Here is a 26,952-nt window from a genome sequence, read left to right as displayed (position 1 = left end):
TCGTGGAGTGCCATTACCGTGCGAATCCTGCTGGTCGAAGACCATCTGCCCCTGGCTGAAAGCGTGGCCCAGGCCCTGCGTGGCGCCGGGCTGACCGTGGACATGCTGCATGACGGTATTGCCGCCGATCTGGCGTTGAGCAGCGAGGACTACGCCCTGGCGATTCTCGATATTGGCCTGCCGCGCCTGGATGGCTTTCAGGTGCTGGCGCGCCTGCGTGAGCGCGGCAAGAACCTGCCGGTGCTGATGCTGACCGCACGTGGCGAGGTCAAGGATCGGGTGCACGGCCTCAACCTGGGGGCGGATGATTACCTGGCCAAGCCCTTCGAATTGAGCGAGCTGGAGGCGCGGGTCAAAGCCCTGCTGCGGCGCACCGTGCTCGGCGGCGAACGCCAGCAGCGCTGCGGCAATCTGCTGTATGACCTGGACACCCGGCGCTTTACCCTGGCCGATGCTTTGCTGGTGCTGACCTCGCGCGAACAGGCGGTACTGGAAGCCATGATCGCGAGGCCCGGAAGGGTGATGAGCAAGGAGCAGCTAGCGGCCCAGGTGTTCGGCCTGGATGAGGAAGCCAGCAGCGATGCCATCGAAATCTACGTGCATCGTCTGCGCAAGAAGCTTGAAGGCGGCGGAGTGAGAATTGTCACGTTCCGTGGCCTTGGCTATCTGCTGGAGGCGCTTGGTGATTGAATTCCGGCGCGCCTCTACGGCTGAGTCGGGTAGCTTGCGCGGGCGACTGATCCGTCGCCTGGCCGTGCTGTTGGCGCTGATTCTGCTGCTGAGCAGCCTGAGTGCCTATTGGAGCGCTCGGCATGCCGCCGATACCGCCTATGACCGCACCTTGCTGGCCTCGGCGCGTGCCGTTGCCGAAGGGCTGTATGCCAGGGGCGGACGGCTGAATGCCAATGTGCCTTATGTGGCTCTGGACAGCTTTGCGTATGACAGTGCTGGGCGTATCTATTACCAAGTGCTGGATGTGCAGGGCGAGCTGGTTTCTGGGTATGAGGACCTGCCTGCGCCCCCTGACGACGCTCAGCGCACTGAGGATTACCCGGCACTGGCGCGCTTCTACGATGGCGAGTTTCGCAACCAGGGTGTGCGGGTGGTCAGCTTGCTGCGGCCGGTCAGCGAGCCGGGGCATACCGGTGTTGCAGAAATTCGTGTGGCAGAAACCCAGGGTGCTCGCGAGCGCATGGCTCGTGAGTTGTTACTCGGCACGCTCATGCGGATGGGGCTGTTGGCGCTGAGCGCGTTATTGCTGGTGTGGTTGGCGGTAAGTGCGGCCTTGCGTCCGCTGGAGGCGCTGCGCCGCAGTGTGGCGCAGCGCACCAGTGACGACCTGCAACCCTTGCCCGATGCCGGTATGCCACGCGAACTGCTGCCATTGATTGCGGCGCTCAACCAGTTCAATGATCGCCTGCGCAACCTGTTCGAGCGCCAGTCGCAATTTATCGCCGATGCTTCTCATGAGCTGCGCACGCCGTTGGCTGCGCTCAAGGCGCGGGTTGAGCTGGGTTTGCGTGCCCAGGAGCCGGCGGTGTGGCGCAGCACGCTGGAAGAAGCCGCGCTGAACACCGACAAATTGACCCACCTGGCCAATCAGCTGCTGTCGCTGGCGAGGATCGAGAGCGGCGCGCGGGCGATTGCCGAAGGTGGCGCACAGCGTCTGGATCTCAGTCAGCTGGCGCGTGAGCTGGGCATGGCGCTGGCGCCACTGGCCCATGCGCGGGGGATTGCGCTGGCGTTGGAAGCTGAGCAGGCAGTGTGGGTCAGTGGCGAACCGACACTGCTCAACGAGCTGCTGTGCAACCTGCTGGATAACGCTCTGGCGCACACCGCTGCCGGCGGCAATGTGATTCTGCGGGTATTGCCGGCTGGGGTGCTGGAAGTCGAAGACGACGGTCCGGGGATTCCGCCAGAAGAACATGAGCGGGTGTTTGCACGTTTCTATCGGCGCAATAACAAGGGCACCGGAGCAGGCTTGGGCCTGGCGATTGTCGGCGAGATCTGCCGCGCCCATCAGGCACAGATCAGCCTGCATCAGGCGCAACCCCAGGGTTTGTTGGTGCGGGTGGCGTTTGTCTGTGAGCAGTGAGCGGCTGTTGCTGCTCTAGGGGTTAAGGCTGAGCGGCTGTTGGACCTCCAGCAGATACTGGGCGATCTTGCCACTTTCGCGCAGCTGCGCCAGGCCACGGTTGAACCGCTCGATCAGTTCGGCATTGCCGGCCACTTTCCGTGATAGCAGCAGGTGCAGGCTGTCGCTGCGCAGCGGTTTGGGGTGGAAGCTCAGCTTCGCACGCTCGGCCGCGCTGAAATGCTGGTGCAGCATGTCGAAGCCGACCACCTTGTCCATCGGGAACAGGTCAACCCGGCCGGCGAGTAACTGGCGAAAGGCGGTTTCATCGCTGGTGACCCGGTTGACCTGCAGCTGTCCACTGGCCTCGGCCTGCTGGAAGTCGGCACCGTAGTCATAGCCGCGTGTGCCGACAATTCGCTGGCCCTGTAAGTCGCCAATCTGCTGCCAGTCAACGTGGTGGCCCTTGCGGTGGAACAGGTAATAACCGCTTTCCACCACCGGGTCGCTGATAAAGAACTGGTTTTCGCGCTCCCGGCTGTGCAGCCACACCGCGCTGCCGGCGCGCTGGCCGCGTTCGGCCGATTCTGTTGAAAAAGTAGCTGCTTCCCCATGCCTTCGGCAGAATTGCCCTGTCAGCGAGCGCGGGGGCGAACAGCATGATGGGGCAGTTACCGGGAGGACAGCAGCGCCTGTTCTACTCGTTCAATCTGGAAGATCACGTCCCGGCCCAACACCTCCTGCGCAGCATCGACCAGTGCTTAGATCTCAGTGATCTGCGCGCCTACCTGGCAGATTTCTATAGCCCCATCGGGCGCCCCTCGATTGATCCGGAGTTAATGGTGCGCATGCTGGTCGTCGGCTACTGCTATGGCATCCGTTCCGAGCGGCGATTGTGCGAAGAGGTGCACCTAAACCTGGCCTATCGCTGGTTCTGCCGACTGGGCTTGGAGGATGAAGTACCCAATCATTCGACCTTCTCGAAGAATCGCCATGGACGTTTTCGTGACAGCGATCTGTTCCGCTGGTTGTTCAATGAGGTGCTGCGGCGCTGCATGGCGGCCGGTCTGGTCAAGGGTGAAGGTTTCGCCGTCGACGCCAGCATCATCAAGGCGGATGCCAGCCGGCAACGTGGGGTAGCGGGAGATGAAGTCGATTGGAGTGATCCAAAGCTCAGCAGCCGCGCCGTACGCGAGTACCTCGAAGCCCTTGATGAAGAGGTGTTGGCTGAAGCCCTCCCCAAGAAGATTTCGCTCACCGATCCGCTGTCTCGTTGGACAGCAGCGCCAGGCGGCCCGGCTTACTTTGCCTACTCCACCAACTACCTGATCGACACCGAGTATGGCGTGATCATGGATGTGGAAGCGACTCCGGCGCATCGTACCGCCGAGGTTGATTCGACTAGGACGATGGTTGAGCGTGTCGAAGCGCAGTTCGACCTCACACCGGAACGCCTCATCGGCGACACCGCCTATGGCACTGCGCCGATGCTGGCCTGGATGGTCGAAGAGAAGAACATCGAGCCGCATGTGCAGGTGTGGGACAAGACCGAACGCAAGGACGACACCCTCTCCAGTAATGACTTCCACTGGAATCAGGAGGCCAATGAATACCGCTGCCCAGCCGGCAAACCGCTGCGCAGTGCATGGCGCACCTTCACCCAGCAAAGATCGCGGGTGACCAAGGCCAACACCATCATCTACCGCTCCAGCCAAACCGACTGCGCCACCTGCCCGCTGAAAGCGAAGTGCTGCCCCAATACCGCATTTCGCAAGATCGCTCGGAGCATCCATGAAGCGACCCGTGACGTGGCGCGACGCATCGCCAAGACGCCGGAATACCTCGTCTCTCGTTGCGAACGGAAGAAGGTGGAGATGCTGTTCGCCCACCTCAAACGGATCATGAAACTGGACCGTTTACGACTGCGTGGACTGACGGGTGCGACTGACGAATTCACCTTGGCGGCGACCGTGCAAAACCTGAGACGTATGGCCAAGCTACTGCCTCACGGGCCGCCGATCACGGGATAGGTGCGCCTGCGGCGAGCAGAAACCCTCGAATTAACCCTCAGACCTGGGCAAAAAAGCTCAGTGAAACGCCGAAAGGCAACTTGAAGTGGCTTCCAGCCACTTCGACAGCAGGCACATTCGACCGGCCGGCTGCCGCTAAACCTACTTTTTCAACAGAATCGGCCAATTGCAGTCAGCGCGCCCAAGGGTGAAATTCCCAGGCTACATCAATGCCTTGCAGGGCAAAGGCCTCGGCCACGATGCGTGAGGCTACGCCATGGTGTGGCAGTTGTTCGCCCAGATACGGCGCCCATTCGCCATTGGTCAGACGCACCGACTCAGCTGTGGCAAAACCACAGCTGAGTAGGCGGAACAGGGCGGATAACAGCAGTGTGCGCATGAACCGTGGCCGATTGCAGTGGACTGTGGGGCAGTCTAGTTGCATTCGGCTGCATGCGTGTGACGGGGTTACTGAAGCATGCTCATGGCTGCTTCCATCGCAGCGGAAAGGTCTTCGTCGTCATTCAGGTTCTGGTTCGGGTCCAGGCCCAGTTTGCGGAAGGCCGGGATCTGGCTCCAGTCCAGCTGGGTGTAGGGATGCTCGCTGCCCAGGTAGCTCTGCAGGGTGGCGACCTGAACGATATCGACGTAGTCGACCTTGGCGCTGTCGCGGGTGAAGTCCAGGTATTGGCTGGGTACTGCGGCGATCAGTTCCGGGAACTCCCAGGTACGCAGAATCTTGTCGCCAATGATCGGGTGGATTTGCTCGATCACGTGGTTGAGGCTGATCGAGTCGGCCAGCAGTTCGCTGTGTTCTTCGGCGTAGGTGAGGATGGGCAGTACGCCGATCTGATGAACCAGGCCGGCCAGGGTGGCCTGGTCTGGCAGCAAGCGGGTGTAGTGTTTGCACAGAACGTGGCAGATGCCGGCAATTTCTGTGCTTTTGTTCCACACTTCGCGCATTTTACGGTCAACTACATCGCTGGTGGCCTGGAACATCTGTTCCATGGCGAGGCCCGTGGCCAGGTTGCAGGTGTAATTGATGCCGAGGCGGCCGACGGCCATCTGCAGGTCGGTGATTTCCTTGTTGGTGCGCAGCAGCGGGCTGTTCACCACCTTGATGATACGCGCGGTGAGGGCTGCGTCGTTGCCGATGACCTTGCTCAGTTGTGGAATGCCGATATCCGGATCTTCTGCCGCCTCGCGGACTTTCAGAGCGACCTCGGGGAGGGTCGGCAGGACCAGTTCATCGCTGTCGATGGCCTGGATCAGTTCCTTTTGCACTTTTTCGGCAAGCTTGCTCATGGGCAATTCTCTGTGGACGTTCGGCTTAATGAGTGTAGTCAGCAGCGCGCGGTCATCAGCGCTGTATTTCGCGATCTGAATCCAGTGTATACGGCAAATCGAGCACGCTCAGTGTGCTGCCCTCGGCAGAACCCAGGTGGATGTGGCCATTCTGCGCGGCATCGTCCTGCAGCACCGCAAGCAGTTCGACCGCCTCTGCGCTGCGTGCGGCCAGTACCACCTCACCGACGCTGGAGTTGTGCACCGGAGAGAACAGCGGGGTGCCCGGTTCGGGGATTTGCGGGTCTGCGAGCGTCAGGCGGTACAGGCGGCGTTTGAGCTTGCCCAGGTATTGCATGCGCGCCACGATTTCCTGGCCGGTGTAGCAGCCTTTCTTGAAGCTGACGCCGCCCAGGGCTTGCAGGTTGATCATCTGTGGAATGAACAGCTCGCGGGTACTGCCCATGACCTGGCCGACACCGGCACGCACTTGCGCCAGCAGCCAGTCATTGAGCGGCGCTTGCGGCAGTTGGCTATCCAGTTGCGTCTGCACGGCTGCGGCCTGGCTGGCGGGAACCCAGAGTTCGGCGCGGCCATCGCTCAGGCGCAGGGCCAGCAACTCGTTGTGGTGTACCACGCTGTCGGCCTCTGCGGCCAGCTGCAGGCCGAGGCTGTGCAGAACATCATCGCCACGGCTCAGGCCAATGCGCAGCCAGTCCGGGCTTTCGTCGCCGAGTTTGGATTTGCTGAAAACGGCGTACTTCTTCAGGTCAGCCAGTTGCGCTTCGAGCAGCTCGCTGGCCATTGCCAGCAGGTAGCCGTCGGCGACGCTGACAATGCGGAAGCTCGACTGCATGCGGCCTTTGGGTGTGCAGCGTGCGCCCAGGCTGGAGTGGCTGTCGCTGAGGTAGTTGAGGTTGCAGGTGACTTGGCCCTGGAGAAACTTGCTGGCATCCGGGCCGCGCACGGCGAGGATGCCTTCGTGGCTGAGGATGCAATAGAACGCGGTATCGGCCATGGTGGATTGGGTATCGCTGGATAAAAGTTAGGGGGCTCATCATAGAGTGCGCCTCGCGCCTTGTCAGCGCTTGCGCTTGACTCGTTGCAGGAATAACCGCCCGGCTGACGAGTGCGGTCAATAGCTGGGCTTTTCCCCGTATACTGCGCGCCTTGTTTATGGCCCGCCATCCGTGGCGACCACCTTGCAGGCCGTCGCTGCGCGACGTTAAAAATTGTTCCAGACAATTTTTATGGCCTGCCATCTTTACTGGCCATTCCTCTGGCCGTCGCTGAATGACGCTAAAAATGGCGTAATGCCATTTTTCAAGGAGCTGATCCGTGGTTGATGAAGTAGAACTCAATCGTCTTTTCTGGCACAGCCGCCGCGGCATGCTGGAGCTGGATGTACTGCTGGTGCCCTTTGTTCGTGAAGTCTATCCGCACCTTGATGAGGCGGATCGCGAGCGCTATCGCAAGCTGCTCGAATGTGAGGATCAGGACATGTTCGGCTGGTTTATGCAGCGCGGCGAGCCGGAAGATGCCGACCTTAAACGCATGGTTCGGATGATTCTGGATCGTGTCCAGCCCAAGTGAAACATTCGAGTGTCACTGGCAGCCATCTCGCTGGCTGCTGGTTGCGTATGCCCTGATCCAGGGGCTGGCGCTGCTCAGTCTGGGCTTGGTGGTCATGCCGCTGTGGGCGCATCTGTTGGGTGCGCTGTTCTGTATGACCCATGCCGCCTGGGTGCTGCCGCGGCACCTGCTGCTTAATCGACCTTCGGCTTACCGGGCGTTGCGTTGCAACAGTGATGGCTGGCAGGTGTACAGCGCTGCGCGGGGCTGGCAGGCCATCGAGCTGCATCCCGATAGCCTGGCGTTACCCCTTATTGTGTTGTTGCGCTTTCGTCTGGCTGGGCAGCGCCGCGTGCGGTCACTGTGCATTGCCCGTGACAGTCTCAGTCGTGACCAGCATCGACGCCTGCGGGTGCGCTTGAAGTTCAGTCGCCATAGATGGGCGGCAGCAGGATAGTGTCCCTGGCTTCAGCCAGTTGCTGCGGGTAGTCCAGGGTGTAATGCAGGCCTCGGCTTTCGTGGCGCTGCATGGCTGAGCGAATCATCAATTCTGCGACCTGAGCCAGGTTGCGCAGCTCGATCAGGTCACGGCTGACCTTGTAGTTGCTGTAAAACTCGTCGATTTCATCGAGCAGCAGGCGTACGCGGTGCTCGGCGCGTTGCAGGCGCTTGTTGGTGCGCACGATGCCAACGTAGTCCCACATAAAGCGGCGCAATTCATCCCAGTTGTGCGCAATGATCACGTCCTCGTCCGAGTCGGTGACCTGGCTGGCATCCCAGTCAGGCAGTGATGCTGGAGCTTTCACCTGATCCAGTTGGGCGACGATGTCAGCCGCTGCCGAGCGGGCATAGACGAAGCACTCAAGCAGCGAGTTGCTGGCCATGCGGTTGGCCCCGTGCAGGCCGGTGAAGCTGGTTTCGCCGATGGCATACAGGCCGGGGACGTCGGTTTGGCCATTCTGGCCGACCAGCACACCACCGCAGGTGTAGTGCGCAGCAGGCACCACCGGGATCGGTTCTTTGGTGATGTCGATGCCGAAGTCCAGGCAGCGTTCATATACGGTAGGGAAGTGAGATTTCACAAAGTCAGCCGGTTTGTGGCTGATATCGAGAAATACGCAGTCGATCCCCAGGCGTTTCATCTCATGGTCGATGGCGCGGGCAACGATGTCGCGTGGGGCCAGTTCGGCGCGCTCATCGAAGCGCGGCATAAAGCGTTCGCCATTGGGCAGTTTGAGCAGTGCGCCTTCACCGCGCAGAGCTTCGGTGATCAGGAAGCTCTTCGCCTGTGGGTGATACAGGCAGGTTGGGTGAAACTGGTTGAACTCCAGGTTGCCGACCCGGCAGCCAGCGCGCCAAGCCATGGCGATGCCATCACCGCAGGCGCCATCCGGGTTGCTGGTATAGAGGTAAACCTTGGCGGCGCCCCCAGTGGCCAGAATCACGAAACGCGCACTGTACGTGTCGACCTCGCCGCTGGCGCGGTTGAGCACATAGGCACCTAGGCAGCGTTGGCCGTCGAGGCCGAGCTTGCGTTCGGTGATCAGGTCGACGGCGACGCGCTGTTCCAGCAGCTCAATATTGTCGCGCTGTTTGGTCTGTTCCAGCAGGGTGTTGAAGATGGCCGCGCCTGTGGCATCGGCCGCATGGATGATGCGCCGGTGGCTATGGCCGCCTTCGCGGGTCAGGTGGAATTCGAAGCCGCCATCTTCGCGGGCGTGTTCATCGTCGCGGGTAAAGGGCACGCCCTGGTCGATCAACCATTGGATGGCTTCACGGCTGTGTTCCACGGTAAAGCGCACCGCGTCTTCACGGCACAGGCCGCCGCCGGCGTTGAGTGTGTCGGCAACATGCGATTCGACAGTATCGGTGTCGTCCAGCACGGCGGCCACGCCACCCTGGGCCCAGTAGGTTGAACCATTGGACAGGTTGCCCTTGCTCAATACGGCAATGCGCAGGTGCTCTGGCAGCGTGAGGGCCAATGTCAGGCCGGCTGCGCCGCTACCGATAACCAGAACGTCGTGTTGATAGTGTTGGCTCATGTCCGAATTCCGCGAAAAGCGGTCTCTAGTATATCGAGGGGGTGAACGGCACAATAGCCGGCTTATGACCAAGTACGTTACTCAGGAACTTTTTAAGTGTTCTGGGTTCCATAGGCGGTTGTTTTGGTGGAAATTCGCCTGTCAGGCGTTTTTAAAACGGGCTCGCGGTTTTGTTGCCTGAACGCGGGTGATCCAGACTACCGACGCAGCAGTGGAGTCCCTTTGCTGCGCTATTCCGTGCAGGATTTACAGTGTTCTGCAGGAAGCTTGTTTGAAGGAGAGAACTTTTGCGCAATGCCCAAGTCTACTTTGGCAGACCGATTCAAGGGTTGGTGTTGTACTCCTTCGAACCTAATAAGGAGTTTTCATGCTAACCCAGGAAGAAGATCAGCAGCTGGTCGAGCGCGTACAGCGTGGCGATAAGCGGGCGTTCGATCTGTTGGTGCTGAAGTATCAGCACAAGATTCTCGGGTTGATCGTGCGTTTTGTGCATGACACCCATGAGGCTCAGGATGTGGCGCAGGAAGCCTTCGTCAAGGCATACCGGGCGTTGGGTAACTTTCGCGGTGACAGTGCGTTCTATACCTGGCTGTACCGTATTGCCATCAACACGGCGAAGAACCACCTGGTTTCCCGTGGTCGGCGGCCGCCAGACAGTGATGTGAGTGCAGAGGATGCCGAGTTCTATGATGGTGATCACGCCCTCAAGGACATCGAATCGCCGGAGCGTGCACTGTTGCGTGACGAGATCGAGGCCACGGTGCACCGCAGTATTGAGCAATTGCCAGAAGATTTACGCACAGCGCTAACCTTGCGTGAATTTGATGGTCTGAGTTACGAAGACATTGCGAGCGTCATGCAGTGTCCGGTTGGTACCGTGCGTTCGCGAATTTTCCGGGCGCGTGAGGCCATTGATAAATCCCTGCAACCTTTGTTGCAGTAAGCCTAAAGACAGCGGCGTCAGCCAAGAGAGGAACCGCCATGAGTCGTGAAACCCTGCAGGAATCGCTGTCCGCGGTAATGGATAACCAAGCGGACGAACTGGAGCTGAGACGCGTGCTGGCAGCCAGCGATGACCCTGAACTGCGTGCCACTTGGTCGCGTTACCAGATTGCCCGCGCCGTGATGCACAAAGAACTGCTCGAGCCGCGCCTGGATATTGCGGCTGCTGTCTCGGCAGCTCTGGCGGATGAGCCAGTGCCTGCGGTAAGCCAGGTGCCGCGTGGCCCTTGGCGCACCGTTGGGCGTCTGGCGGTTGCGGCGTCGGTCACGGTCGCTGTTCTGGCAGGTGTGCGTTTCTATAATCAGGACGACATCACCGGTGCGCAGTTGGCTCAACAGGCATCTCAGCCTGTGCTGAATATTCCGCAAGTCAGTGGCCCAGCCATGCTGGCAGGCTTTAATACCTCTGAAGAACAGGCTGCTCCGGCTGCCAGTGCAGTGGGTGAAGGTCAGCCGGGTTGGCATGAGCAGCGTCTACCCGCCTATCTGCGTCAACATGCGCAGCAGGCTGCGATGGGCACTAACGAAGGCGCGCTGCCCTATGCGCGTGCGGCCAGCCTGGAAAATCGTTAACTGCTCTTCGGTTAAGGAGTCGCATGCGCTTTATTCCTTTAAGCGTTTTACTGTTGGGCAGCTGCCTGGTGCTGCCTGCAGTGGCTGATGATGGTGCTGCGCTGTTGCAGCGTTTGGTCGATGCCGAGCGCACGCAAAGTTTCAACGGCACCTTCGTTTATGAGCGTAATGGCAGTTTTTCCACGCATAGCATCTGGCATCAGGTCGGCGGTGATGGCGCTTTGCGTGAGCGTCTGCTGCAGCTTGATGGTTCTGCCCAGGAGGTGCTGCGTGTCGACGGTCGTGTGCAGTGCGCCAGTGGTGCGTTGGCCGATCAGTTGATTGACAGCCAGTTGTGGCCAACCCGTGAACTGAATGCAGTGCAGCTGGCCGAGTGGTACGAGTTGCGTGTTTTGGGCGACTCGCGCGTGGCCGGTCGTGCTACCCGTGTGCTGGCCTTGGTGCCTCGTGACCAGCATCGTTATGGCATTGAACTGCACCTTGATCAGCAGACGGGGCTGCCGCTCAAGTCCCTACTGGTCAACGACAAGGGCCAGTTGCTCGAACGTTTCCAGTTCACTTATCTGCAAACAGAATTACCCGCCGATGCGAATCTGCAGCCTGGTGCGGGCTGCCGTCCCGTACGTTTGTCACCGGCTCAGACCGAGGTGGCTGAGGCTTGGCGTTCAGATTGGTTGCCGCCCGGCTTCAGTTTGAATTCGGTGACTCAGCGCCGCAGTCCTGCCTCGGATGAGCCGGTTGCCTGCCAGGTGTATGGCGATGGTCTGGCGCGTTTCTCGGTATTTATGGAGCCCCTGCGTGGGGCTGCTGTTGAAGATGTACGTACCCAGTTGGGCCCTACGGTGGCGGTTTCTCGGCGGCTGAAAACCGCAGATGGCGATGTCATGGTGACCGTTGTGGGTGAAATTCCGCTGGGTACCGCTGAGCGGGTCGCGTTGTCGATGCGTTCGGCTGCCGAGGTTGCCCCGTGATTGAAGAGCAGGGGCGGGTGATCGCTGTTGAGGCCGGTGCGGTGTGGGTCGAAACGCTGCGTCAAAGCACTTGCTCAAGTTGTTCGGTCAAGGCTGGCTGTGGTCAGGGCCTGCTTGATCAGTTGGGTGTAGCCGGCAAACGCGGTCATGTGCGTGCGTTATCGGACTTGAGTCTGAATGTCGGTGATTCCGTGGTAATCGGTGTCCGTGAAGAGCTGCTGGTTCGTGGCTCGTTATTGGTTTATCTGCTGCCGTTGTTGGGCTTGTTTGCTGCGGCAGTACTGGCTGAGCAGTTGGCGCTGAGTGAGCCCTGGGTGATTTTCAGCGCGCTGTGCGGTTTTGTTGGGGCATGTGCCGGCGTGCGTTGGCGCAGTCGTCAGATCGCGGCTGACCCTGCTTTGCAACCTGTGGTGTTGCGTGCCCTGCTCGCCGGGGCAGTCGCCACTTTTTAAGACTTTTGCTGGCCTGATGGGGAGTTGTATGTCGAAGCTTGGTCTGAAATCTTCACTTTCTGCATTGTTTGCCATGCTGCTCTTGGGGCAGGCGCTGGTCGCCCAGGCGAGTCTGCCGGATTTCACCGAGCTGGTTGAGCAGGCCTCGCCTGCGGTGGTGAATATCAGTACGCGACAGAAAATGCCGGAGCGTGCGGTTGCCAGTGGTGGGCAGCTCAATATGCCGGATCTGGAAGGCATGCCGCCGATGTTCCGCGAGTTCTTCGAGCGCAATATCCCACAGGTGCCGCGCGCGCCTGGCGGTGGCCGGCAGCGTGAAGCTCAGTCGCTTGGTTCGGGCTTTATCATTTCCGCTGATGGCTATGTGCTGACCAACAACCATGTGATTGCCGATGCCGATGAAATCATCGTGCGTCTGTCGGATCGCAGTGAGCTTGAAGCCAAGCTGGTGGGCACTGATCCGCGCAGCGATGTGGCCTTGCTCAAGGTCGAAGGGCAGGGCTTGCCAACCGTCAAGCTGGGCAAGTCGGAAGATCTCAAGGTGGGTGAGTGGGTGCTGGCCATTGGGTCGCCATTTGGCTTCGATCATTCGGTGACCGCCGGTATCGTCAGCGCCAAGGGCCGTAGCCTGCCAAATGAGAGCTATGTGCCGTTCATCCAGACGGACGTGGCCATCAACCCGGGTAACTCCGGTGGTCCGCTGTTCAACCTGGCCGGTGAAGTGGTGGGCATCAACTCGCAGATTTTCACCCGTTCTGGCGGTTTTATGGGGCTGTCGTTCGCCATTCCCATGAGCGTGGCCATGGATGTGGCTGATCAGCTCAAAGCTGATGGCAAGGTCAGTCGTGGTTGGTTGGGTGTGGTGATTCAGGAAGTGAACAAGGATCTGGCTGAATCGTTCGGGCTGGATAAACCGGCTGGTGCGCTGGTGGCTCAGGTGTTGGAAGACGGGCCTGCTGCCAAGGGCGGTCTGCAGGTGGGGGACGTGATTCTCAGCCTGGACGGTAAGCCAATCATCATGTCGGCTGATTTGCCGCACTTGGTGGGTGCTCTCAAGCCGGGCTCCACGGCTGAGCTGGATGTAGTGCGTGATGGCGCGCGCAAGAAGCTGAAACTGAGTATTGGTGCATTGCCAGAAGAAGGTGAGGCATTGGCTGGCGCAGCGGCGCCGGGTGTGGAGCGCAGCAGCAATCGTCTTGGCGTCAAGGTGGTTGAGCTGACTGCTGAGCAGAAGAAAACCCTTGATCTGAAGGGCGGTGTGGCAATCTCCGAGGTACAGGATGGTCCTGCTGCGCTGATCGGCCTGCGTCCAGGCGATGTGATCACTCACCTGAACAACCAGGCGATCAACTCGGCCAAAACCTTTACCGAGGTGGCGCAAGCGCTGCCGAAGAATCGTTCGGTATCGATGCGCGTCTTGCGCCAGGGGCGTGCCAGCTTTATCACCTTCAAGCTGGCTGACTGACTACGGTCAGTGACATAAAGGGCGACTTCGGTCGCCCTTTTGCTTAGGGCGATTGGCGTTGCACCGTTTGCGCTTAAACGTCCAGACCTTATCCAGCGACGCGGCCTTGATGACGCGCCAGGCGGCTTTCAGGTACACTTCGCGGCTATTTTCGGCGGGCAGTCGCCTACGACCTTTTTGAGTGTTGATCCGTGAGTGATTTGAGTCATATCCGCAATTTCTCCATCATCGCCCACATTGACCATGGCAAGTCGACCTTGGCTGACCGGTTTATCCAGATGTGTGGCGGCCTGGCTGACCGTGAGATGGAAGCCCAGGTACTGGACTCCATGGACCTGGAGCGCGAGCGCGGGATCACCATCAAGGCGCACAGCGTCACCCTGTATTACAAGGCCCGTGACGGCGTTACCTACCAGCTGAACTTTATCGATACTCCCGGTCACGTCGACTTCACCTATGAAGTCAGCCGTTCTCTGGCTGCCTGTGAAGGTGCACTGCTGGTGGTTGATGCCGGGCAGGGCGTGGAAGCGCAGTCGGTGGCCAACTGCTACACCGCCATCGAGCAGGGCCTGGAAGTCATGCCCGTGCTGAACAAGATGGATCTGCCGCAGGCGGATCCGGATCGCGTCAAAGATGAGATCGAGAAAATCATCGGCATCGATGCGACCGACGCTGTGGCCTGCAGTGCCAAGAGCGGTATGGGCGTGGACGAGGTGCTCGAGCGCCTGGTGCAAACCATTCCGGCACCGACCGGCGAGATCGACGCGCCGTTGCAGGCACTGATCATCGACTCCTGGTTCGACAACTACCTGGGCGTAGTTTCCCTGGTACGTGTGCGTCAGGGGCGGGTGAAGAAGGGCGACAAGATCCTGGTCAAGTCCACCGGCAAGGTGCACCTGGTCGATAGCGTCGGCGTGTTCAACCCTAAACACACTGCCACCGCTGACCTGAAAGCTGGCGAAGTCGGCTTTATCATTGCCAGCATCAAGGACATTCACGGTGCTCCAGTGGGTGACACCCTGACCCTCAGTTCGACGCCTGATGTTGAGATGCTGCCAGGGTTCAAGCGTATTCAGCCGCAAGTCTACGCCGGCCTTTTCCCGGTCAGCTCCGAAGATTTTGAAGATTTCCGTGATGCGTTGCAGAAGTTGACCCTCAACGACTCGTCACTGCAGTACTCGCCGGAAAGTTCTGATGCGCTGGGTTTTGGCTTCCGTTGCGGCTTCCTCGGCATGTTGCACATGGAGATCATCCAGGAGCGTCTGGAGCGCGAGTACGACCTGGATCTGATCACCACCGCGCCAAGCGTGATTTTCGAGGTGCTGCTCAAGAATGGTGAGACGATCTACGTCGACAACCCATCCAAGCTGCCGGATGTTTCGTCGGTAGAGGATTTCCGCGAGCCGATCGTCGCTGCGACTATCCTGGTGCCGCAGGAACACCTGGGTAACGTGATTACCCTGTGTATCGAGAAGCGCGGTGTACAGCGTGATATGCAGTTCCTCGGGTCCCAGGTTCAGGTTCGTTACGACCTGCCGATGAACGAAGTAGTGCTCGATTTCTTCGACCGCCTGAAGTCCACTAGCCGTGGTTATGCTTCGCTGGATTACCATTTTGATCGCTACCAGTCAGCCAATCTGGTCAAGCTGGATGTGCTGATCAACGGTGACAAGGTCGATGCGTTGGCGCTGATCGTGCACAAGGACAACGCCCACTACAAAGGCCGGCAGTTGACCGAGAAGATGAAAGAGCTGATTCCTCGGCAGATGTTCGATGTGGCGATTCAGGCGGCCATCGGTGGCCAGATCGTCGCGCGGACTACGGTCAAGGCGCTGCGCAAGAACGTATTGGCCAAGTGCTACGGCGGTGACGTCAGCCGTAAACGCAAGCTGCTGGAAAAGCAGAAGGCCGGTAAAAAACGCATGAAGCAGGTCGGCAACGTGGAAATCCCACAGGAAGCCTTCCTTGCAGTGCTCAGGTTGGATAGTTAGGTCCTATGTCGCTAAATTTCCCGCTGTTGCTGGTTATCGCCGTCGCCGTCTGTGGTGTGCTGGCGTTGTTCGATCTGGTCTTTCTGGCTCCGCGCCGGCGGGCGGCTATCGCCACCTACCATGGGCAAGTCAGCGAGCCTGACGAGAAAGTGGTGGAGCGCCTGAACAAGGAACCGCTGCTGGTGGAGTACGGTAAATCGTTCTTCCCAGTGCTGGCGATTGTGCTGGTGCTGCGCTCGTTTCTGGTCGAACCGTTCCAGATTCCATCGGGGTCGATGAAGCCGACGCTGGAAGTGGGCGACTTTATTCTGGTCAACAAGTTTGCCTATGGCATTCGCCTGCCGGTGCTGGACACCAAGGTGATTGAGGTGGGCGATCCGCAGCGCGGTGATGTGATGGTGTTCCGCTACCCCAGCGATCCGAACATCAACTACATCAAACGTGTGGTCGGCCTAGCGGGTGACCGGATTGCCTACAGCAGCGACAAGCGTCTGACCGTCAACGGTGAGTTGGTTGCTCAGCAACTGATCGGTGATGAACCCGGCAGTTTGGGCAGCGCGGTGCTGTATAACGAGAAACTCGGTGCAGCCGAGCACCAGATCCGCAAGGAAATGCAGCGTTATCGGGTTGAGCCAGGGCGTGAGTGGGTGGTGCCGAACGGCTATTACTTCATGATGGGCGACAACCGCGACAACTCCAACGACAGCCGTTACTGGAATGATCCGGCCATTCCCAAGCACTTGCTGGGCATGGTGCCTGACCAGAACATTGTCGGTAAGGCCTTCGCCATCTGGATGAGCTGGCCGGATCCGAAGTCGCGCAACTTGCCGAACTTCTCCCGCGTAGGCCTTATTCACTGACCTGCTGATGACGTTGCGACGCTGTTAAATACAGCGCCGCAGGCTATATATAGTCTTGCCTCCAGCCGTAACGGCTCCTACATAACTCGAATTTGGGGACAAATATGAAATCTGCGCATTCGCAAAAAGGGATGTCGATTTTAAGTTGGCTGATGGTTTTGGCGTTGGTTGCGTTTTTTGCCAGTGCGGCTTTTAAGGTGTTGCCACATTACTTCGACTATATGTCGATGGAAAAACTGATTACTTCGGTTGAAACCGACAAGGCTGCCAATATTCGCAGCATTAACGAGTTTTATAGCCATGTCAGCAAGGGCATGCAGGTCAACAGTATCCGTGATCTGAACCTTCAGGATGCCTTGAAGATTAAAGTGGAAAACAATGAGTTCAAGGCTCACCTGAAGTATGAGAAGCGTGAGCCATTGATCCAGAACATCGATCTGGTCGTGCGCTTCGACAAAGAATTTCGTGTGCGCATGCCGTGAGTGCTTCGTTAGCCCGCCTTGAGCGTCAGCTCGGTTATACCTTCAAGGATCAGGAGCTGATGATCCTGGCGCTGACCCACCGCAGTTTTGCCGGGCGCAACAATGAGCGCCTGGAGTTTCTCGGTGATGCCATCCTCAACTTCGTTGCTGGCGAGGCGTTGTTCGAGCGCTTCCCTCAGGCGCGCGAAGGTCAGCTGTCCCGTTTGCGGGCGCGCTTGGTAAAAGGTGAAACCCTGGCCGTATTGGCCCGTGGTTTTGACTTGGGTGAATACCTGCGTCTGGGCTCCGGTGAGCTGAAAAGCGGTGGTTTTCGCCGCGAGTCGATTCTTGCTGACGCCCTGGAGGCCCTCATCGGGGCTATTTATCTGGATGCCGGCATGGAGGCGGCACGCGAGCGCGTGCTGGCCTGGTTGACCAATGAACTGGACAGCCTGACCCTGGTCGACACCAACAAAGACCCGAAAACCCGCCTGCAGGAGTTTCTGCAATCGCGCGCTTGCGAGCTGCCGCGTTATGAAGTGGTGGATATTCAGGGTGAACCGCATTGCCGGACATTTGTCGTGGAGTGCCAGGTCACCCTACTCAATGATAAAACCCAGGGGCAGGGTGCCAGCCGGCGTATTGCCGAGCAGGTGGCCGCCGCGGCCGCGCTGATTGCCCTGGGTGTGGAGAATGGCAATGACTGATTCACCTGTTACACGCTGTGGCTATGTCGCCATCGTTGGCCGGCCCAACGTGGGCAAGTCGACGCTACTCAACCACATCCTTGGGCAGAAGCTGGCGATCACCTCGCGCAAGCCGCAGACCACCCGCCACAACATGCTCGGCATCAAGACCGAGGGCGAGGTGCAGGCCATCTACGTTGATACGCCCGGCCTGCACAAGAACAACGAGAAAGCTCTCAACCGTTATATGAACAAGAACGCTTCGTCGGCGCTGAAGGATGTCGATGTGGTGATTTTTGTGGTTGACCGTACCCGCTGGACCGATGAGGACCAGATGGTGCTTGAGCGTATCCAGTACGTCGAAGGCCCGGTGATTCTGGCGATCAACAAGACTGATCGCCTGGAAGACAAGGCCGAGCTGATGCCGCACCTGGAGTGGCTGGCCCAGCAACTGCCGAACGCCGAGATCGTGCCGGTGTCGGCCCAGCAGGGGCACAACCTCGACACCCTGGAAAAACTGGTGGGCGAACGTTTGCCGGAGGGTGTGCACTTCTTCCCGGAAGATCAGGTCACCGACCGCTCCAGCCGCTTCTTTGCTGCCGAGCTGGTGCGCGAGAAGATCATGCGCCAGCTCGGTGCCGAACTGCCGTACCAGATCACCGTGGAAATCGAGGAATTCAAGCGCGACGGGCGTATCCTGCATATTCACGCGCTGATCCTGGTCGAGCGTGATGGGCAGAAGAAGATCATTATTGGTGACAAGGGTGAGCGGATCAAACGTATCGGCCAGGAAGCGCGCAAGGACATGGAGGTGATGTTCGACTCCAAGGTCATGCTCAACCTCTGGGTCAAGGTCAAAGGTGGCTGGTCCGATGACGAGCGCGCCCTGCGTTCACTGGGCTACGACGATATCTGATCCGTCTGCGGGCGCGCCTTGCGCCCGCCATTGCGAGTAAGCCTGCATGCTTGCCCCCAGCCAGCCCGCCTATGTTTTGCACAGCCGGGCCTACCGTGAAAGCAGCGCGCTGGTGGACTTTCTTACCCCGCAAGGCCGACTGCGTGCGGTATTGCGCGGGGCGCGGGGTAAAGCGGGCAGCCTGGCGCGGCCGTTTATTCCCTTGGAAGCCGAATTTCGTGGCCGTGGCGAGCTGAAGACTGTCGGCCGCCTGGAGCCAGCAGGTATTCCCAATCTGTTGGTGGGCGAGGCGCTGTTCAGCGGCCTGTACCTCAATGAGCTGTTGATCCGCTTGCTGCCTGCCGAAGACCCGCATCCGACGATTTTTCAGCACTACGCCATGACCGTTCTGGCGCTGGCCGAAGGGCGCGCGTTGGAGCCGTTGCTGCGCTCGTTTGAATGGCGCTTGCTGGACGAGCTGGGCTATGGTTTTGCCCTGGACTTGGACTGCGAAGGCCAACCCATCGTTGCCACCGGCCTGTACCGCTTGCACACCGAGACCGGCCTGGTGCCAGTCGGGCATGTACAGCCTGGCGTGTTTCAGGGTGCTGAACTGCTGGCCATGGCCGAGGCCAACTGGGCCGAGCCGGGTGCTCTGGCTGCCGCCAAGCGTCTGATGCGTCAGGCCTTGGCCCCTCATTTAGGTGGTCGACCGCTGGTCAGCCGCGAACTTTTCATGACGCTCAAGGAGCCAAGCCGTGACTGATGCCAATCGTATTCTGCTGGGTGTGAACATCGACCATGTGGCCACCCTGCGCCAGGCCCGTGGCACCCGCTACCCGGATCCGGTGAAGGCCGCGCTGGATGCCGAAGAAGCCGGTGCTGATGGCATTACCGTGCACCTGCGCGAAGATCGCCGGCATATTCAGGAGCGCGATGTGCGCTTGCTTAAGGAGGTCATGCAGACGCGGATGAACTTCGAAATGGGCGTTACCGAGGAAATGCTCGCCTTCGCCGAGAGCATTCGCCCCGAGCATGTCTGCCTGGTGCCGGAAACCCGCCAGGAGCTGACCACTGAGGGTGGTCTGGATGTGGCCGGGCAGGAGGCGCGAATTCGCGCCGCGGTTGAGCGCCTGAGCAAAATTGGCTGCGAAGTGTCGCTGTTTATCGACCCGGACCCACAGCAGATCGAAGCGTCCAAGCGCGTCGGTGCCCCGGCGATTGAACTGCACACCGGGCGCTATGCCGACGCGCATACTCCGGAAGAAGCCGCACGCGAATTGGCACGGATTCGCGATGGTGTGGCCTGCGGCCTGCAACATGGGTTGATCGTCAATGCCGGGCATGGCCTGCACTACCACAACGTTGAGCCGGTGGCGGCGATCGCCGGGATCAATGAGCTGAACATTGGCCACGCCCTGGTGGCGCATGCGCTGTTTGTCGGCTTCAAGCAGGCCGTGGCAGAGATGAAGGCGCTGATCATCGCGGCGGCCAACCGCGGCTAGCTAGAGATATAAGTGGATCCGTTACGCGGTGGACATGTTGAGCCATGTCCACCGCACGGGAGTTGTGCAGGGAGTTACGGCTTGCGGGCGATCAGCACCGCACGGCTGGGTGCCGGCAAGCCTTCCACGGTGCGACTATGGTCGGCGGGGTCGAGAAATTCCGGCAGCGACTGGAAGCGCATCCACTCGGTCGAGCGCTGTTCGTCCACGCTGGTGGTACTGACATCTACGCAGCGCACATCGACGAAACCGGCGCGGCGCAGCCACAGCTCCAGCGCCGGCACCGAAGGCAGAAACCAGACGTTACGCATCTGCGCGTAGCGGTCTTCGGGTACCAATACCTGCTGTGCATCACCTTCCACCACCAGGGTTTCCAGCACCAGTTCGCCATCCTTGACCAGGCAATCCTTGAGGTCGATCAGGTGATCGATGGGCGAGCGGCGGTGATACAGCACTCCCATAGAAAACACCGTGTCGAAGCCTTGCAGCTTGCCTGGCAACTCCTCGAAGGCCAGGGGCAGGTGCCAGGCCGGTAGATCCGGCAGGTAGTTCTTCATGGCCAGGAACTGGCAGAGGAACAGCCAGTTCGGGTCGATGCCGATCACACTGTCTGCACCGGCGCCGAGCATGCGCCACATGTAGTAGCCGTTGCCGCAGCCGACATCCAGCACGCGCTTGCCCTTCAGGTCGAGGTAGGGGGCGACCCGCTGCCACTTCCAGTCCGAGCGCCACTCGGTGTCGACATGCACGCCAAACAGATGAAAGGGTCCCTTGCGCCAGGGAATCAGGCCCTGCAGGGCGCTTTTCAGTTCGGCGCGTGTGGCTTCATCACAGCTGCCGTCGAACGTGAAGTTGTGCAGCAGCTCCAGCTGTTCGACGTTCAGTTCCGGCAGTGCCTGTACCGCGCCATACCAGCGTGGCAGGTCGCCGTGACCGATGGCCAGTTTGGCGTCGATCTGCCCGGGCAGATCTGCCGACCAGTCTTGCAGTGGGGTGCCGGCAAGCGTGGCTTGCAGGGCGTCGAGGTCGAGGCGGCTGATCATGGCAGAGCAATCATCGAGGCAAAATTAAGGCACTGGAACCACGGCACTACCTGGCTGAAGCCGGCGGCGAGCAGGCGTTCGCGGTGCTGCTCCAGGCTGTCGGGGAGCATGACTTTCTCGATGGCGCTGCGTTTCTGGGCGATTTCCAGCTCGCTGTAGCCGTTGGCCCGCTTGAAGGCGATATGCAGGTCGCCGAGCAGGGCGTGCTGTTCGGCATCTTCGAATTGCAGTTTTTCCGAGAGGATCAGCGCGCCGCCGGGCACTAGGGCTTGGCGAATCCGCGTCAGTAAGTCGAGGCGTTGTTCAGGCTGGATAAATTGCAGGGTGAAGTTCAGTGCGACCAGCGAAGTGGGCTGAAAGTCGAGGCGGAGAATGTCGGCTTCAAGCACCTCGACGGGTAGCAACTCCTGAAACATCGAGTCCTGGGCGTGCAGGTATTCGCGGCAGCGTTCGACCATGGCGCTGGAGTTGTCCACGGCGATCACCCGGCAGTCGGCGATCTGCACATGCCGGCGCAGCGCCTGGGTAACGGCACCCAGAGAGCTGCCCAGGTCATACAGCACGCTGTGCGGTTGGGCGAACTGACCGGCCAGAACGCCGATATTCTCGACAATGGTCGGGTAGCCCGGCACCGAGCGCTTGATCATGTCGGGGAAGACCCGCACCACATCCTCGTTGAACACGAAGTCCGGCACCTGGGCCAGGGGTTGGGCGAAAAGACGGTCGGGCTGTTTGCTCACGATGGCTGCGCACTGGTCAATAAAGCCGGGCATTTTAGCCAAGTGCGCGGTATAGCCAAACCTTGATTGCCGTTATTGGTCGCAAATCTGCGTGGCGATGGCTTAGCGGGGCGGTTTGAAGGCCGACGCGGCGATGGCCCATTGCCCCAGCCAGTAGCTGAGCATGATCGCCAGGGGCGCCGCCTCGAAGGGTGCAACAAAGCGGTTGATGCCGATCAGGCTGTCAGACAGCACAAACAGCGCGGCACCTACGGCGGCCAGGCGTGTTGAGGTACTGGGCAGCCCAGGTTGACCAAGGCGAGCGAGGGCGCGCCAGAGCATGGCGCTGATGGCCAGGGCGTAACAGGCCACGGGGATCAGCAGGGGCCCCAGGTTGGCGCTGGCGAGGATGGCAAACATCGTCCCGCCCGCGCCCAGAGCCAGCAGCAGGGCCAGCCAGGCGGGTTGTCTACAATCGCTCAGGTAGGCGCGCAGGTAGGCCAGGTGGGCCAGCAGGAAGGCGCCCAGGCCGAAAACGAACAGATCAGCCGGCCAGTCGAGCAGAATGTCGCCTGCCAGTGAAGCGAGCAGGCCGAGACTGATCCAGCGTCGATACAGGCCGCTGGGTGCTGTGCGCAGCCACAGCAGCAGGGCGATGACCGGGATGCCTTTGCTGAGCAGGCCCAGTTCATTCAGGCCGCTGAGCCGTGCATAGAGAAACAGTGCGGCGCCCAGCAAACCCAGCAGCAGATAACGCATGACCTTTTCCTTGATGCTTGAAAGGTCAGCACTATGGCGTGTCGCCAATTAACTGACCACGCCATAGGTGCCAGTTAGAGCAGCATTTCGCGCCAGTTATCGGGCCTTGATCGTGCAGTTGAAGCGCTGGGCCGGTACTACACCGACTTCCCACGGGCGCTCATAGGTCAGGGCCAGTTGGCCTTCGCCGGCCTTGGCCACCTGGAATCGCCAGGTGGAAATCCCGGCGCTACCGACCAGGCCGGCGTCTTCCGGGTTGCTGTAAACCTCCGGGCCGAGGCTTTGCAGCACCTGCGGGGCAGCGTCACGTAGCAACCAGCGAAAGCCGGTGGTGGGGTTGCTGGGCAGGCGCAGGATAAATTGCTGGCCAACCTGCACTGACAGCGGGCATTTGCCTTGCTGCTTCTGCTCCAGGGTGACACTGCTGGGTGTTTGCGCGCAGGCTGCGAGCAGTGCGAGGCTGAGTAGCAGTGCCGTGCGGATCACAGGCATGGCGAACTCCTGAGGCAGGTTGAGGGCTGGTCAGCATAGCGGTTCCGGGTGCGCGGAGTAAATTTGGCAGAGGGGTGAAACGAGGTTTCACTTTTCTCCATCTGTCGTTCAGGCTGCAGTTTTACCTTTCAAAGGAGTAAAGTTGCACCTTTGCAAATCAGGGTTGCACTTTCAATGCTCAATGCGCGCTTGATACGCCTCGATGACCAAGCCCATGAACACACTCATGATCACCACCAACTGGTGTTGTCGCTGGCTGGGCGTGCCGAATTCGAGGTGAACGGGCGCGGTGGTGAAGTGTGCCGCATGCGCGCCTGTCTGGTGCCGGGGGATGCCGATCACCAGTTCGCCGGCATGGGTGACAACCGCATGCTGATCATTGATCTCGACGAGCAGGGCATCTCCAGCGAAGACCTGCAGCTGCTGACGGGGCTGTTCGAGACGCCGCGCTACCCGCAGCTGGATGCTGATTTCCAGAACCTGCTGAGCTACGCCGGCGCTGAGCTTGAGCGCTACGGCTCTGATCCATTACTGGCGCGGGCGTTGGGTGGCGTACTGCTGCGTGCGCTGCACCTGCGCCTGTTTGGCGAGCCACATGCACGGGCGCTGGGGCCGCTGAATCTGGAGCGGCTCGACAGTTATATCGTCGAGCATCTGGCGCGGCGCATCAGTGTCGCCGAGCTGGCGCAGGTTGCCTGTCTGAGCCCAAGTCACTTTCATGCCCAGTTCAAAGACGCTGTCGGCCTGACCCCGCACCAGTACCTGCTGAAAACCCGGCTTGATCGCGCGGCCCGGCTGCTGCGCGAGAGTGGCTTGCCGCTGATCCGGATTGCCGAGGAATGTGGTTTTTCCAGCCAGAGCGCCTTGACCACGGCGATGCGGCGCTACCTCGGGTTGACGCCCAAACGCTTGCGTGGTGCCAACTAGGCCGCTGCGCAGACCACCTGAATACCCTGCATGGTTTGTATCGCCGCAGAAGCGTGCTCTTCTGCGGAGGGCCGGCTAAGCTGAGCTGGACACAGATAAAGCTGTGCAAGGGCAAGGATGCTGTTCATATTCAAGTGTGCCCTGAACGTGCGAGTAGTCTTGATGAGTAAGCATCCGTTATTGCGTTGGCCGCTGCTGTTAGGCGGGTTGCTGAGTGCGTTGTCGTTGCAGGCGGCCAATCTCGCGGCTGAGCTGGTGGACAGTCAGGGGCAGCCATTGGCCAATGCCGTGCTTACTCTGCGCGGTACGACGGGCACGTCCGCAGCTGCAGGTCAGTCCATCATGGACCAGCGCTCACAGCAGTTCGCCCCGAATGTGCTGGCGGTGCGTACCGGCACCGCGGTGTCGTTCCCCAATAGCGACAATATTCGCCATCACGTCTATTCCTTTTCGCTGGCCAAGCGCTTCGAGCTGCGCCTCTATCAGGGTACGCCGAGTGAACCGGTGATCTTCGACAAACCGGGTGTGGTGGTGCTCGGCTGCAATATCCATGACTGGATGGTGGGCTATGTCTATGTCACGGATGATCCCTGGTTTGCCGTTAGTGATGAGCAGGGGCGGCTGAATATTGATCAGTTGCCCGCTGGCAGCTACAGCGTCAGCCTCTGGCACCCGCAGGCGCCCGATATGTTGCCGCAGGCTGCGGGGGAGGTGCAGGTGAGTGCGGCAGGCAGTCAGCAACGTTTCACCCTGGCCATGCAGGCTCCCGCCAATCCGCTAGCACCTCGTGCGCCGACCAGCGCCTTTGGTGAGGCCTTCAAGAAAGCTCGTGATGCTGCGCAATAGTTTTCAGGCGCGTATTGCCGGCGTACTGGTGCTGCTGCTTCTGGTCGTGGTGGGGGCGCTGTATGTGGCAGTCCAGGCGGCTACTAACGCAGCGGTACGCAGTCAGGCTAATGAGCAACTGGAAGTCGGCAGTCTGGTGTTTCAGCGCTTGCTGGAGATGCGCGGCAGCCAGTTGCACGACGCGGTGCAGGTGCTGGCGGCGGATTTTGGCTTTAAGGATGCGGTGGCCAGTGGCGACGCGGAAACCATTCGCTCGGCGCTGGCCAATCATGGTGCACGGATTAATGCCAGCGTGGTGATGATGCTGAGCCTGGATGGTCGTCTGGAAGTCAGTACCGATCAGCAGGTCAGTGAGCAGACAGCCAAACGCCTGAGTGCCCAGGTGGTGCAGCGTCAGCGCGAAGGCGTGCAGATCTTCCTGATGCCGATTGCCGACAAGATCTACCTGCTGGTGCAAGCCACCGTTACCGCGCCATTGCCGATTGCCCGGGTAATGATGGGCTTTCAGGTGGACACTGCATTTGCGGCTGAACTGCGTGAGTTGACCCACCTGGATCTGACGCTGCTGGCGACTCAAGAGGGTGCCGCGGATATCTGGATCAGCACCCTGATGCCGGCCGAGCGCGAGCAGCTGCGTGTTGCCGTAGGGGGGATGAACGGTGATGCCATTCGTGTACTGGGCAGCCAGCAGTACCTCAACCAGAATCTGGTGCTGGCCGTGGGGGATGGCTTTGAGGTGCGGGTGTTGCTGCATAAATCCCTCAGTCAGGCGCAGCTGGCGTTTGCCCCGCTGGATCAGAAGATTCTGTTGATTGCGCTGGCGGCCCTGACGGCCTCGCTGGCTGGTGCGCTATTGCTGGCGCGTACGGTTTCCCAGCCTGTGCAGCAGTTGGCAGGGGTCGCCGAGCGGGTGCGTCAGGGGGATTACGAGGCGGAGCTGGATCTGCAGCGCAGCGATGAGCTGGGGCAGTTGGCCAAGGCGTTCAAGGCCATGCAACACGGAATTGCCGAGCGTGAGCGGCAGCTGGCGCACAATGCCTTGCATGACCCCCTGACGGGTTTACCCAACCGCACCCTGGCCCTGGAACGGCTGGGCAGTGCGATAACTGCGCAGCGCAGCACGGCTCTGATCTACCTGGGGATTGGCAACTTTCGTGCAGTCAATGAAAGCCTCGGGCCTGAGGGGGGCGATCTGGCCCTGCAGCAGATGAGCCGGCGTCTGCAGGCGACTCTGCGCCCCGGCGACAGCGTGGCGCGGATCATTGGCGACGAGTTTCTGCTGTTGCTGGAAAACACCGATAGCGACAGCGCAGTGGGTATTGCCGACAAGGTGCAGCAGTTGCTGCTCAAACCTCTGCGCGTTGGCAGTCATGACGTCACCCTGGATTGCCGTATCGGCATTGCCAGCTACCCCGTAGATGGCAATGCTCCGGAGGACTTGCTGCGCCGCGCGGCCATTGCCATGCAGGATGCCGCTGGGCTGGCCAGCCATCTGCAGGTGTATCAGCGTGGCCGTGATGATGCCCAGCAGCGGCAGATTCGCCTGATTCGTGATCTGCGCCATGCCGCCAGCAAGGGCGAACTGCTGCTGCACTATCAACCGAAACTGGATATCGCCGCCGGCCTGGTGCGGCAGGCTGAGGCCCTGCTACGGTGGCAGCATCCGGTGCTGGGGATGGTCTCGCCGGGGGAATTCATCCCGCTGGCCGAGCGCACCGGGAGTATCCAGCTACTGACCGCCTGGGTGATTGAAGAGGTCAGCCGTCAGCTGCGTGAGTGGGCGGGCCGTGGGTTGCGTGTGCAGGTGTCGTTGAATATTTCCACCGAGGATCTGATTGATCCGCAGCTGCCGGCTCGCGTCCGCCAGTTGCTGGATACTTACCAGGTGCCTGCGCAGCAGCTGATTTTCGAAATTACCGAAAGCGGGGTGATGCTCAACCCCGAAGTGGCCCTGCAGGTGTTGCATGGGCTGCGTGAGTGCGGCATCAGCCTGTCGGTGGATGATTTTGGCACGGGCTATTCGTCTCTGGCGCAGCTCAAGCGCATGCCGGTGCAGGAGTTGAAAATCGACCAGTCGTTTATCCGTGACCTGGACGACGCTAGCGAAGACGCGGTGATCGTCCGCTCGACCATCGAAATGAGCCATAGCCTGGGGCTCAAGGTGGTGGCCGAAGGGGTCGAGTTCGAGCGCAGCCTGCAACTGCTCGGGCGCTGGCAGTGCGACATCGCCCAGGGTTACCTGATCAGTCGGCCCCTGGCGGCCAAAGCCTTTGAAACCTGGATGGCGCAGCACGTGCACGCCACCTCGAGTCTGGTGCATTGAG

General features: G+C 60.2%; 28 protein-coding genes and 1 pseudogene. 20 read left to right on the top strand and 9 right to left on the bottom strand.

Annotated features, from left to right (window positions below):
- Nucleotides 1-18: 18 nt before the first annotated feature.
- Nucleotides 19-690, top strand: a complete 672-nt coding sequence (locus ACSQ17_RS03190; RefSeq protein ID WP_436067553.1) for a response regulator — start codon at nucleotides 19-21, stop codon at nucleotides 688-690.
- Entirely contained in the window at nucleotides 683-2,095 is a 1,413-nt protein-coding gene (locus ACSQ17_RS03185) for a sensor histidine kinase (RefSeq protein WP_436067552.1), read from the top strand. Before ACSQ17_RS03190 ends, ACSQ17_RS03185 begins: the two co-directional genes overlap by 8 nt.
- 15 nt (nucleotides 2,096-2,110) lie before the next feature.
- Here the strand turns inward: ACSQ17_RS03185 and ACSQ17_RS03180 are convergent, their stop codons facing one another.
- The gene (locus ACSQ17_RS03180; RefSeq protein ID WP_436067551.1) at nucleotides 2,111-2,626 is read right to left on the bottom strand and encodes a substrate-binding periplasmic protein; all 516 of its coding nucleotides are present in this window, start codon (nucleotides 2,624-2,626) and stop codon (nucleotides 2,111-2,113) included.
- 107 nt (nucleotides 2,627-2,733) lie between these two features.
- Here ACSQ17_RS03180 and ACSQ17_RS03175 point away from each other — a divergent pair, with 107 nt between their 5' ends.
- Entirely contained in the window at nucleotides 2,734-4,104 is a 1,371-nt protein-coding gene (locus ACSQ17_RS03175; protein ID WP_436067550.1) for a transposase, read from the top strand.
- 175 nt (nucleotides 4,105-4,279) lie between these two features.
- On the opposite strand, the pseudogene ACSQ17_RS03170 reads toward ACSQ17_RS03175, so the two are convergent.
- The 3 genes and pseudogenes from ACSQ17_RS03170 to ygfZ all read right to left on the bottom strand — a co-directional run.
- Nucleotides 4,280-4,483, bottom strand: a pseudogene (locus ACSQ17_RS03170) (substrate-binding periplasmic protein); the annotation flags it as partial.
- A gap of 68 nt (nucleotides 4,484-4,551) precedes the next feature.
- Nucleotides 4,552-5,388, bottom strand: a complete 837-nt coding sequence (locus ACSQ17_RS03165; RefSeq protein ID WP_233686208.1) for an HDOD domain-containing protein — start codon at nucleotides 5,386-5,388, stop codon at nucleotides 4,552-4,554.
- Nucleotides 5,389-5,443: 55 nt separating this feature from the next.
- Nucleotides 5,444-6,385: a CAF17-like 4Fe-4S cluster assembly/insertion protein YgfZ gene (gene ygfZ / locus ACSQ17_RS03160; protein ID WP_436067549.1), complete on the bottom strand. Its 942-nt coding sequence runs from the start codon at nucleotides 6,383-6,385 to the stop codon at nucleotides 5,444-5,446.
- Nucleotides 6,386-6,705: 320 nt separating this feature from the next.
- Between ygfZ and ACSQ17_RS03155 the strand changes: the two genes are divergently transcribed.
- Nucleotides 6,706-6,960, top strand: coding sequence for a succinate dehydrogenase assembly factor 2 (locus ACSQ17_RS03155; protein ID WP_233686206.1), 255 nt, complete (start codon nucleotides 6,706-6,708; stop codon nucleotides 6,958-6,960).
- On the top strand, nucleotides 6,944-7,396 hold the full coding sequence (locus ACSQ17_RS03150; RefSeq protein ID WP_436067548.1) for a protein YgfX: 453 nt from the start codon (nucleotides 6,944-6,946) through the stop codon (nucleotides 7,394-7,396). Before ACSQ17_RS03155 ends, ACSQ17_RS03150 begins: the two co-directional genes overlap by 17 nt.
- Here ACSQ17_RS03150 and nadB read toward each other — a convergent pair.
- Nucleotides 7,365-8,981, bottom strand: coding sequence for an L-aspartate oxidase (gene nadB / locus ACSQ17_RS03145; RefSeq protein ID WP_436067547.1), 1,617 nt, complete (start codon nucleotides 8,979-8,981; stop codon nucleotides 7,365-7,367). The two genes, ACSQ17_RS03150 and nadB, sit on opposite strands and share 32 nt — an antisense overlap.
- 367 nt (nucleotides 8,982-9,348) lie before the next feature.
- Between nadB and rpoE the strand changes: the two genes are divergently transcribed.
- The 12 genes from rpoE to pdxJ all read left to right on the top strand — a co-directional run bounded on the left by rpoE (nucleotide 9,349) and on the right by pdxJ (nucleotide 19,842).
- Entirely contained in the window at nucleotides 9,349-9,924 is a 576-nt protein-coding gene (rpoE, locus tag ACSQ17_RS03140) for an RNA polymerase sigma factor RpoE (protein ID WP_233686203.1), read from the top strand.
- 38 nt (nucleotides 9,925-9,962) lie between these two features.
- A complete protein-coding gene (locus ACSQ17_RS03135; protein ID WP_233686202.1) occupies nucleotides 9,963-10,556 on the top strand; it encodes a sigma-E factor negative regulatory protein in 594 nt (197 codons plus the stop codon).
- A gap of 23 nt (nucleotides 10,557-10,579) precedes the next feature.
- Complete coding sequence (locus ACSQ17_RS03130; protein WP_436067546.1) at nucleotides 10,580-11,527, top strand: MucB/RseB C-terminal domain-containing protein; 948 nt, start codon at nucleotides 10,580-10,582, stop codon at nucleotides 11,525-11,527.
- Nucleotides 11,524-11,979 (top strand): SoxR reducing system RseC family protein, encoded by a 456-nt coding sequence (locus ACSQ17_RS03125; RefSeq protein WP_436067545.1) that lies wholly within the window; start codon nucleotides 11,524-11,526, stop codon nucleotides 11,977-11,979. Before ACSQ17_RS03130 ends, ACSQ17_RS03125 begins: the two co-directional genes overlap by 4 nt.
- 28 nt (nucleotides 11,980-12,007) lie before the next feature.
- Nucleotides 12,008-13,444 (top strand): DegQ family serine endoprotease, encoded by a 1,437-nt coding sequence (locus ACSQ17_RS03120; RefSeq protein ID WP_436067544.1) that lies wholly within the window; start codon nucleotides 12,008-12,010, stop codon nucleotides 13,442-13,444.
- Between the two features lie 191 nt (nucleotides 13,445-13,635).
- Complete coding sequence (lepA, locus tag ACSQ17_RS03115; RefSeq protein ID WP_436067543.1) at nucleotides 13,636-15,435, top strand: translation elongation factor 4; 1,800 nt, start codon at nucleotides 13,636-13,638, stop codon at nucleotides 15,433-15,435.
- A gap of 5 nt (nucleotides 15,436-15,440) precedes the next feature.
- Nucleotides 15,441-16,295 (top strand): signal peptidase I, encoded by an 855-nt coding sequence (gene lepB, locus ACSQ17_RS03110; protein WP_436067542.1) that lies wholly within the window; start codon nucleotides 15,441-15,443, stop codon nucleotides 16,293-16,295.
- Nucleotides 16,296-16,399: 104 nt separating this feature from the next.
- Nucleotides 16,400-16,777, top strand: coding sequence for a DUF4845 domain-containing protein (locus tag ACSQ17_RS03105; protein ID WP_422909860.1), 378 nt, complete (start codon nucleotides 16,400-16,402; stop codon nucleotides 16,775-16,777).
- Entirely contained in the window at nucleotides 16,774-17,463 is a 690-nt protein-coding gene (rnc, locus tag ACSQ17_RS03100) for a ribonuclease III (RefSeq protein WP_436067541.1), read from the top strand. Before ACSQ17_RS03105 ends, rnc begins: the two co-directional genes overlap by 4 nt.
- Nucleotides 17,456-18,358 (top strand): GTPase Era, encoded by a 903-nt coding sequence (era, locus tag ACSQ17_RS03095; protein WP_436067540.1) that lies wholly within the window; start codon nucleotides 17,456-17,458, stop codon nucleotides 18,356-18,358. Before rnc ends, era begins: the two co-directional genes overlap by 8 nt.
- A gap of 46 nt (nucleotides 18,359-18,404) precedes the next feature.
- The gene (gene recO / locus ACSQ17_RS03090) at nucleotides 18,405-19,103 is read left to right on the top strand and encodes a DNA repair protein RecO (protein ID WP_436067539.1); all 699 of its coding nucleotides are present in this window, start codon (nucleotides 18,405-18,407) and stop codon (nucleotides 19,101-19,103) included.
- A complete protein-coding gene (gene pdxJ, locus ACSQ17_RS03085; protein ID WP_436067538.1) occupies nucleotides 19,096-19,842 on the top strand; it encodes a pyridoxine 5'-phosphate synthase in 747 nt (248 codons plus the stop codon). The genes recO and pdxJ overlap by 8 nt, the downstream gene beginning before the upstream one ends.
- A gap of 74 nt (nucleotides 19,843-19,916) precedes the next feature.
- Here pdxJ and cmoB read toward each other — a convergent pair whose 3' ends face one another.
- The 4 genes from cmoB to ACSQ17_RS03065 form a co-directional block, all read right to left on the bottom strand.
- Nucleotides 19,917-20,885: a tRNA 5-methoxyuridine(34)/uridine 5-oxyacetic acid(34) synthase CmoB gene (gene cmoB / locus ACSQ17_RS03080; protein WP_436067537.1), complete on the bottom strand. Its 969-nt coding sequence runs from the start codon at nucleotides 20,883-20,885 to the stop codon at nucleotides 19,917-19,919.
- Nucleotides 20,882-21,658 carry a carboxy-S-adenosyl-L-methionine synthase CmoA gene (gene cmoA, locus ACSQ17_RS03075; protein WP_436067536.1) on the bottom strand — a complete coding sequence of 259 codons (777 nt, stop codon included), beginning with the start codon at nucleotides 21,656-21,658 and terminating at the stop codon, nucleotides 20,882-20,884. The genes cmoB and cmoA overlap by 4 nt, the downstream gene beginning before the upstream one ends.
- A gap of 69 nt (nucleotides 21,659-21,727) precedes the next feature.
- Entirely contained in the window at nucleotides 21,728-22,363 is a 636-nt protein-coding gene (locus tag ACSQ17_RS03070) for a lysoplasmalogenase (protein ID WP_436067535.1), read from the bottom strand.
- A gap of 96 nt (nucleotides 22,364-22,459) precedes the next feature.
- Entirely contained in the window at nucleotides 22,460-22,855 is a 396-nt protein-coding gene (locus tag ACSQ17_RS03065) for a protease inhibitor I42 family protein (RefSeq protein ID WP_436067534.1), read from the bottom strand.
- 174 nt (nucleotides 22,856-23,029) lie between these two features.
- Here ACSQ17_RS03065 and ACSQ17_RS03060 point away from each other — a divergent pair, with 174 nt between their 5' ends.
- The 3 genes from ACSQ17_RS03060 (at nucleotide 23,030) to ACSQ17_RS03050 (ending at nucleotide 26,951) form a co-directional block, all read left to right on the top strand.
- A complete protein-coding gene (locus tag ACSQ17_RS03060; RefSeq protein ID WP_436067533.1) occupies nucleotides 23,030-23,782 on the top strand; it encodes an AraC family transcriptional regulator in 753 nt (250 codons plus the stop codon).
- Nucleotides 23,783-23,944: 162 nt separating this feature from the next.
- Entirely contained in the window at nucleotides 23,945-24,628 is a 684-nt protein-coding gene (locus tag ACSQ17_RS03055) for a methylamine utilization protein (protein ID WP_233686185.1), read from the top strand.
- A complete protein-coding gene (locus tag ACSQ17_RS03050) occupies nucleotides 24,612-26,951 on the top strand; it encodes a putative bifunctional diguanylate cyclase/phosphodiesterase (RefSeq protein ID WP_436067532.1) in 2,340 nt (779 codons plus the stop codon). Before ACSQ17_RS03055 ends, ACSQ17_RS03050 begins: the two co-directional genes overlap by 17 nt.
- Nucleotide 26,952: the final 1 nt, after the last annotated feature.

It is taken from the genome of Pseudomonas sp. LjRoot71 (assembly GCF_964253255.1).
Taxonomy (GTDB): Bacteria; Pseudomonadota; Gammaproteobacteria; order Pseudomonadales; family Pseudomonadaceae; genus Aquipseudomonas.
The sequence above is the reverse complement of the archived record's forward strand: the minus strand, read 5'-3'. Positions and strand labels throughout refer to the sequence as shown.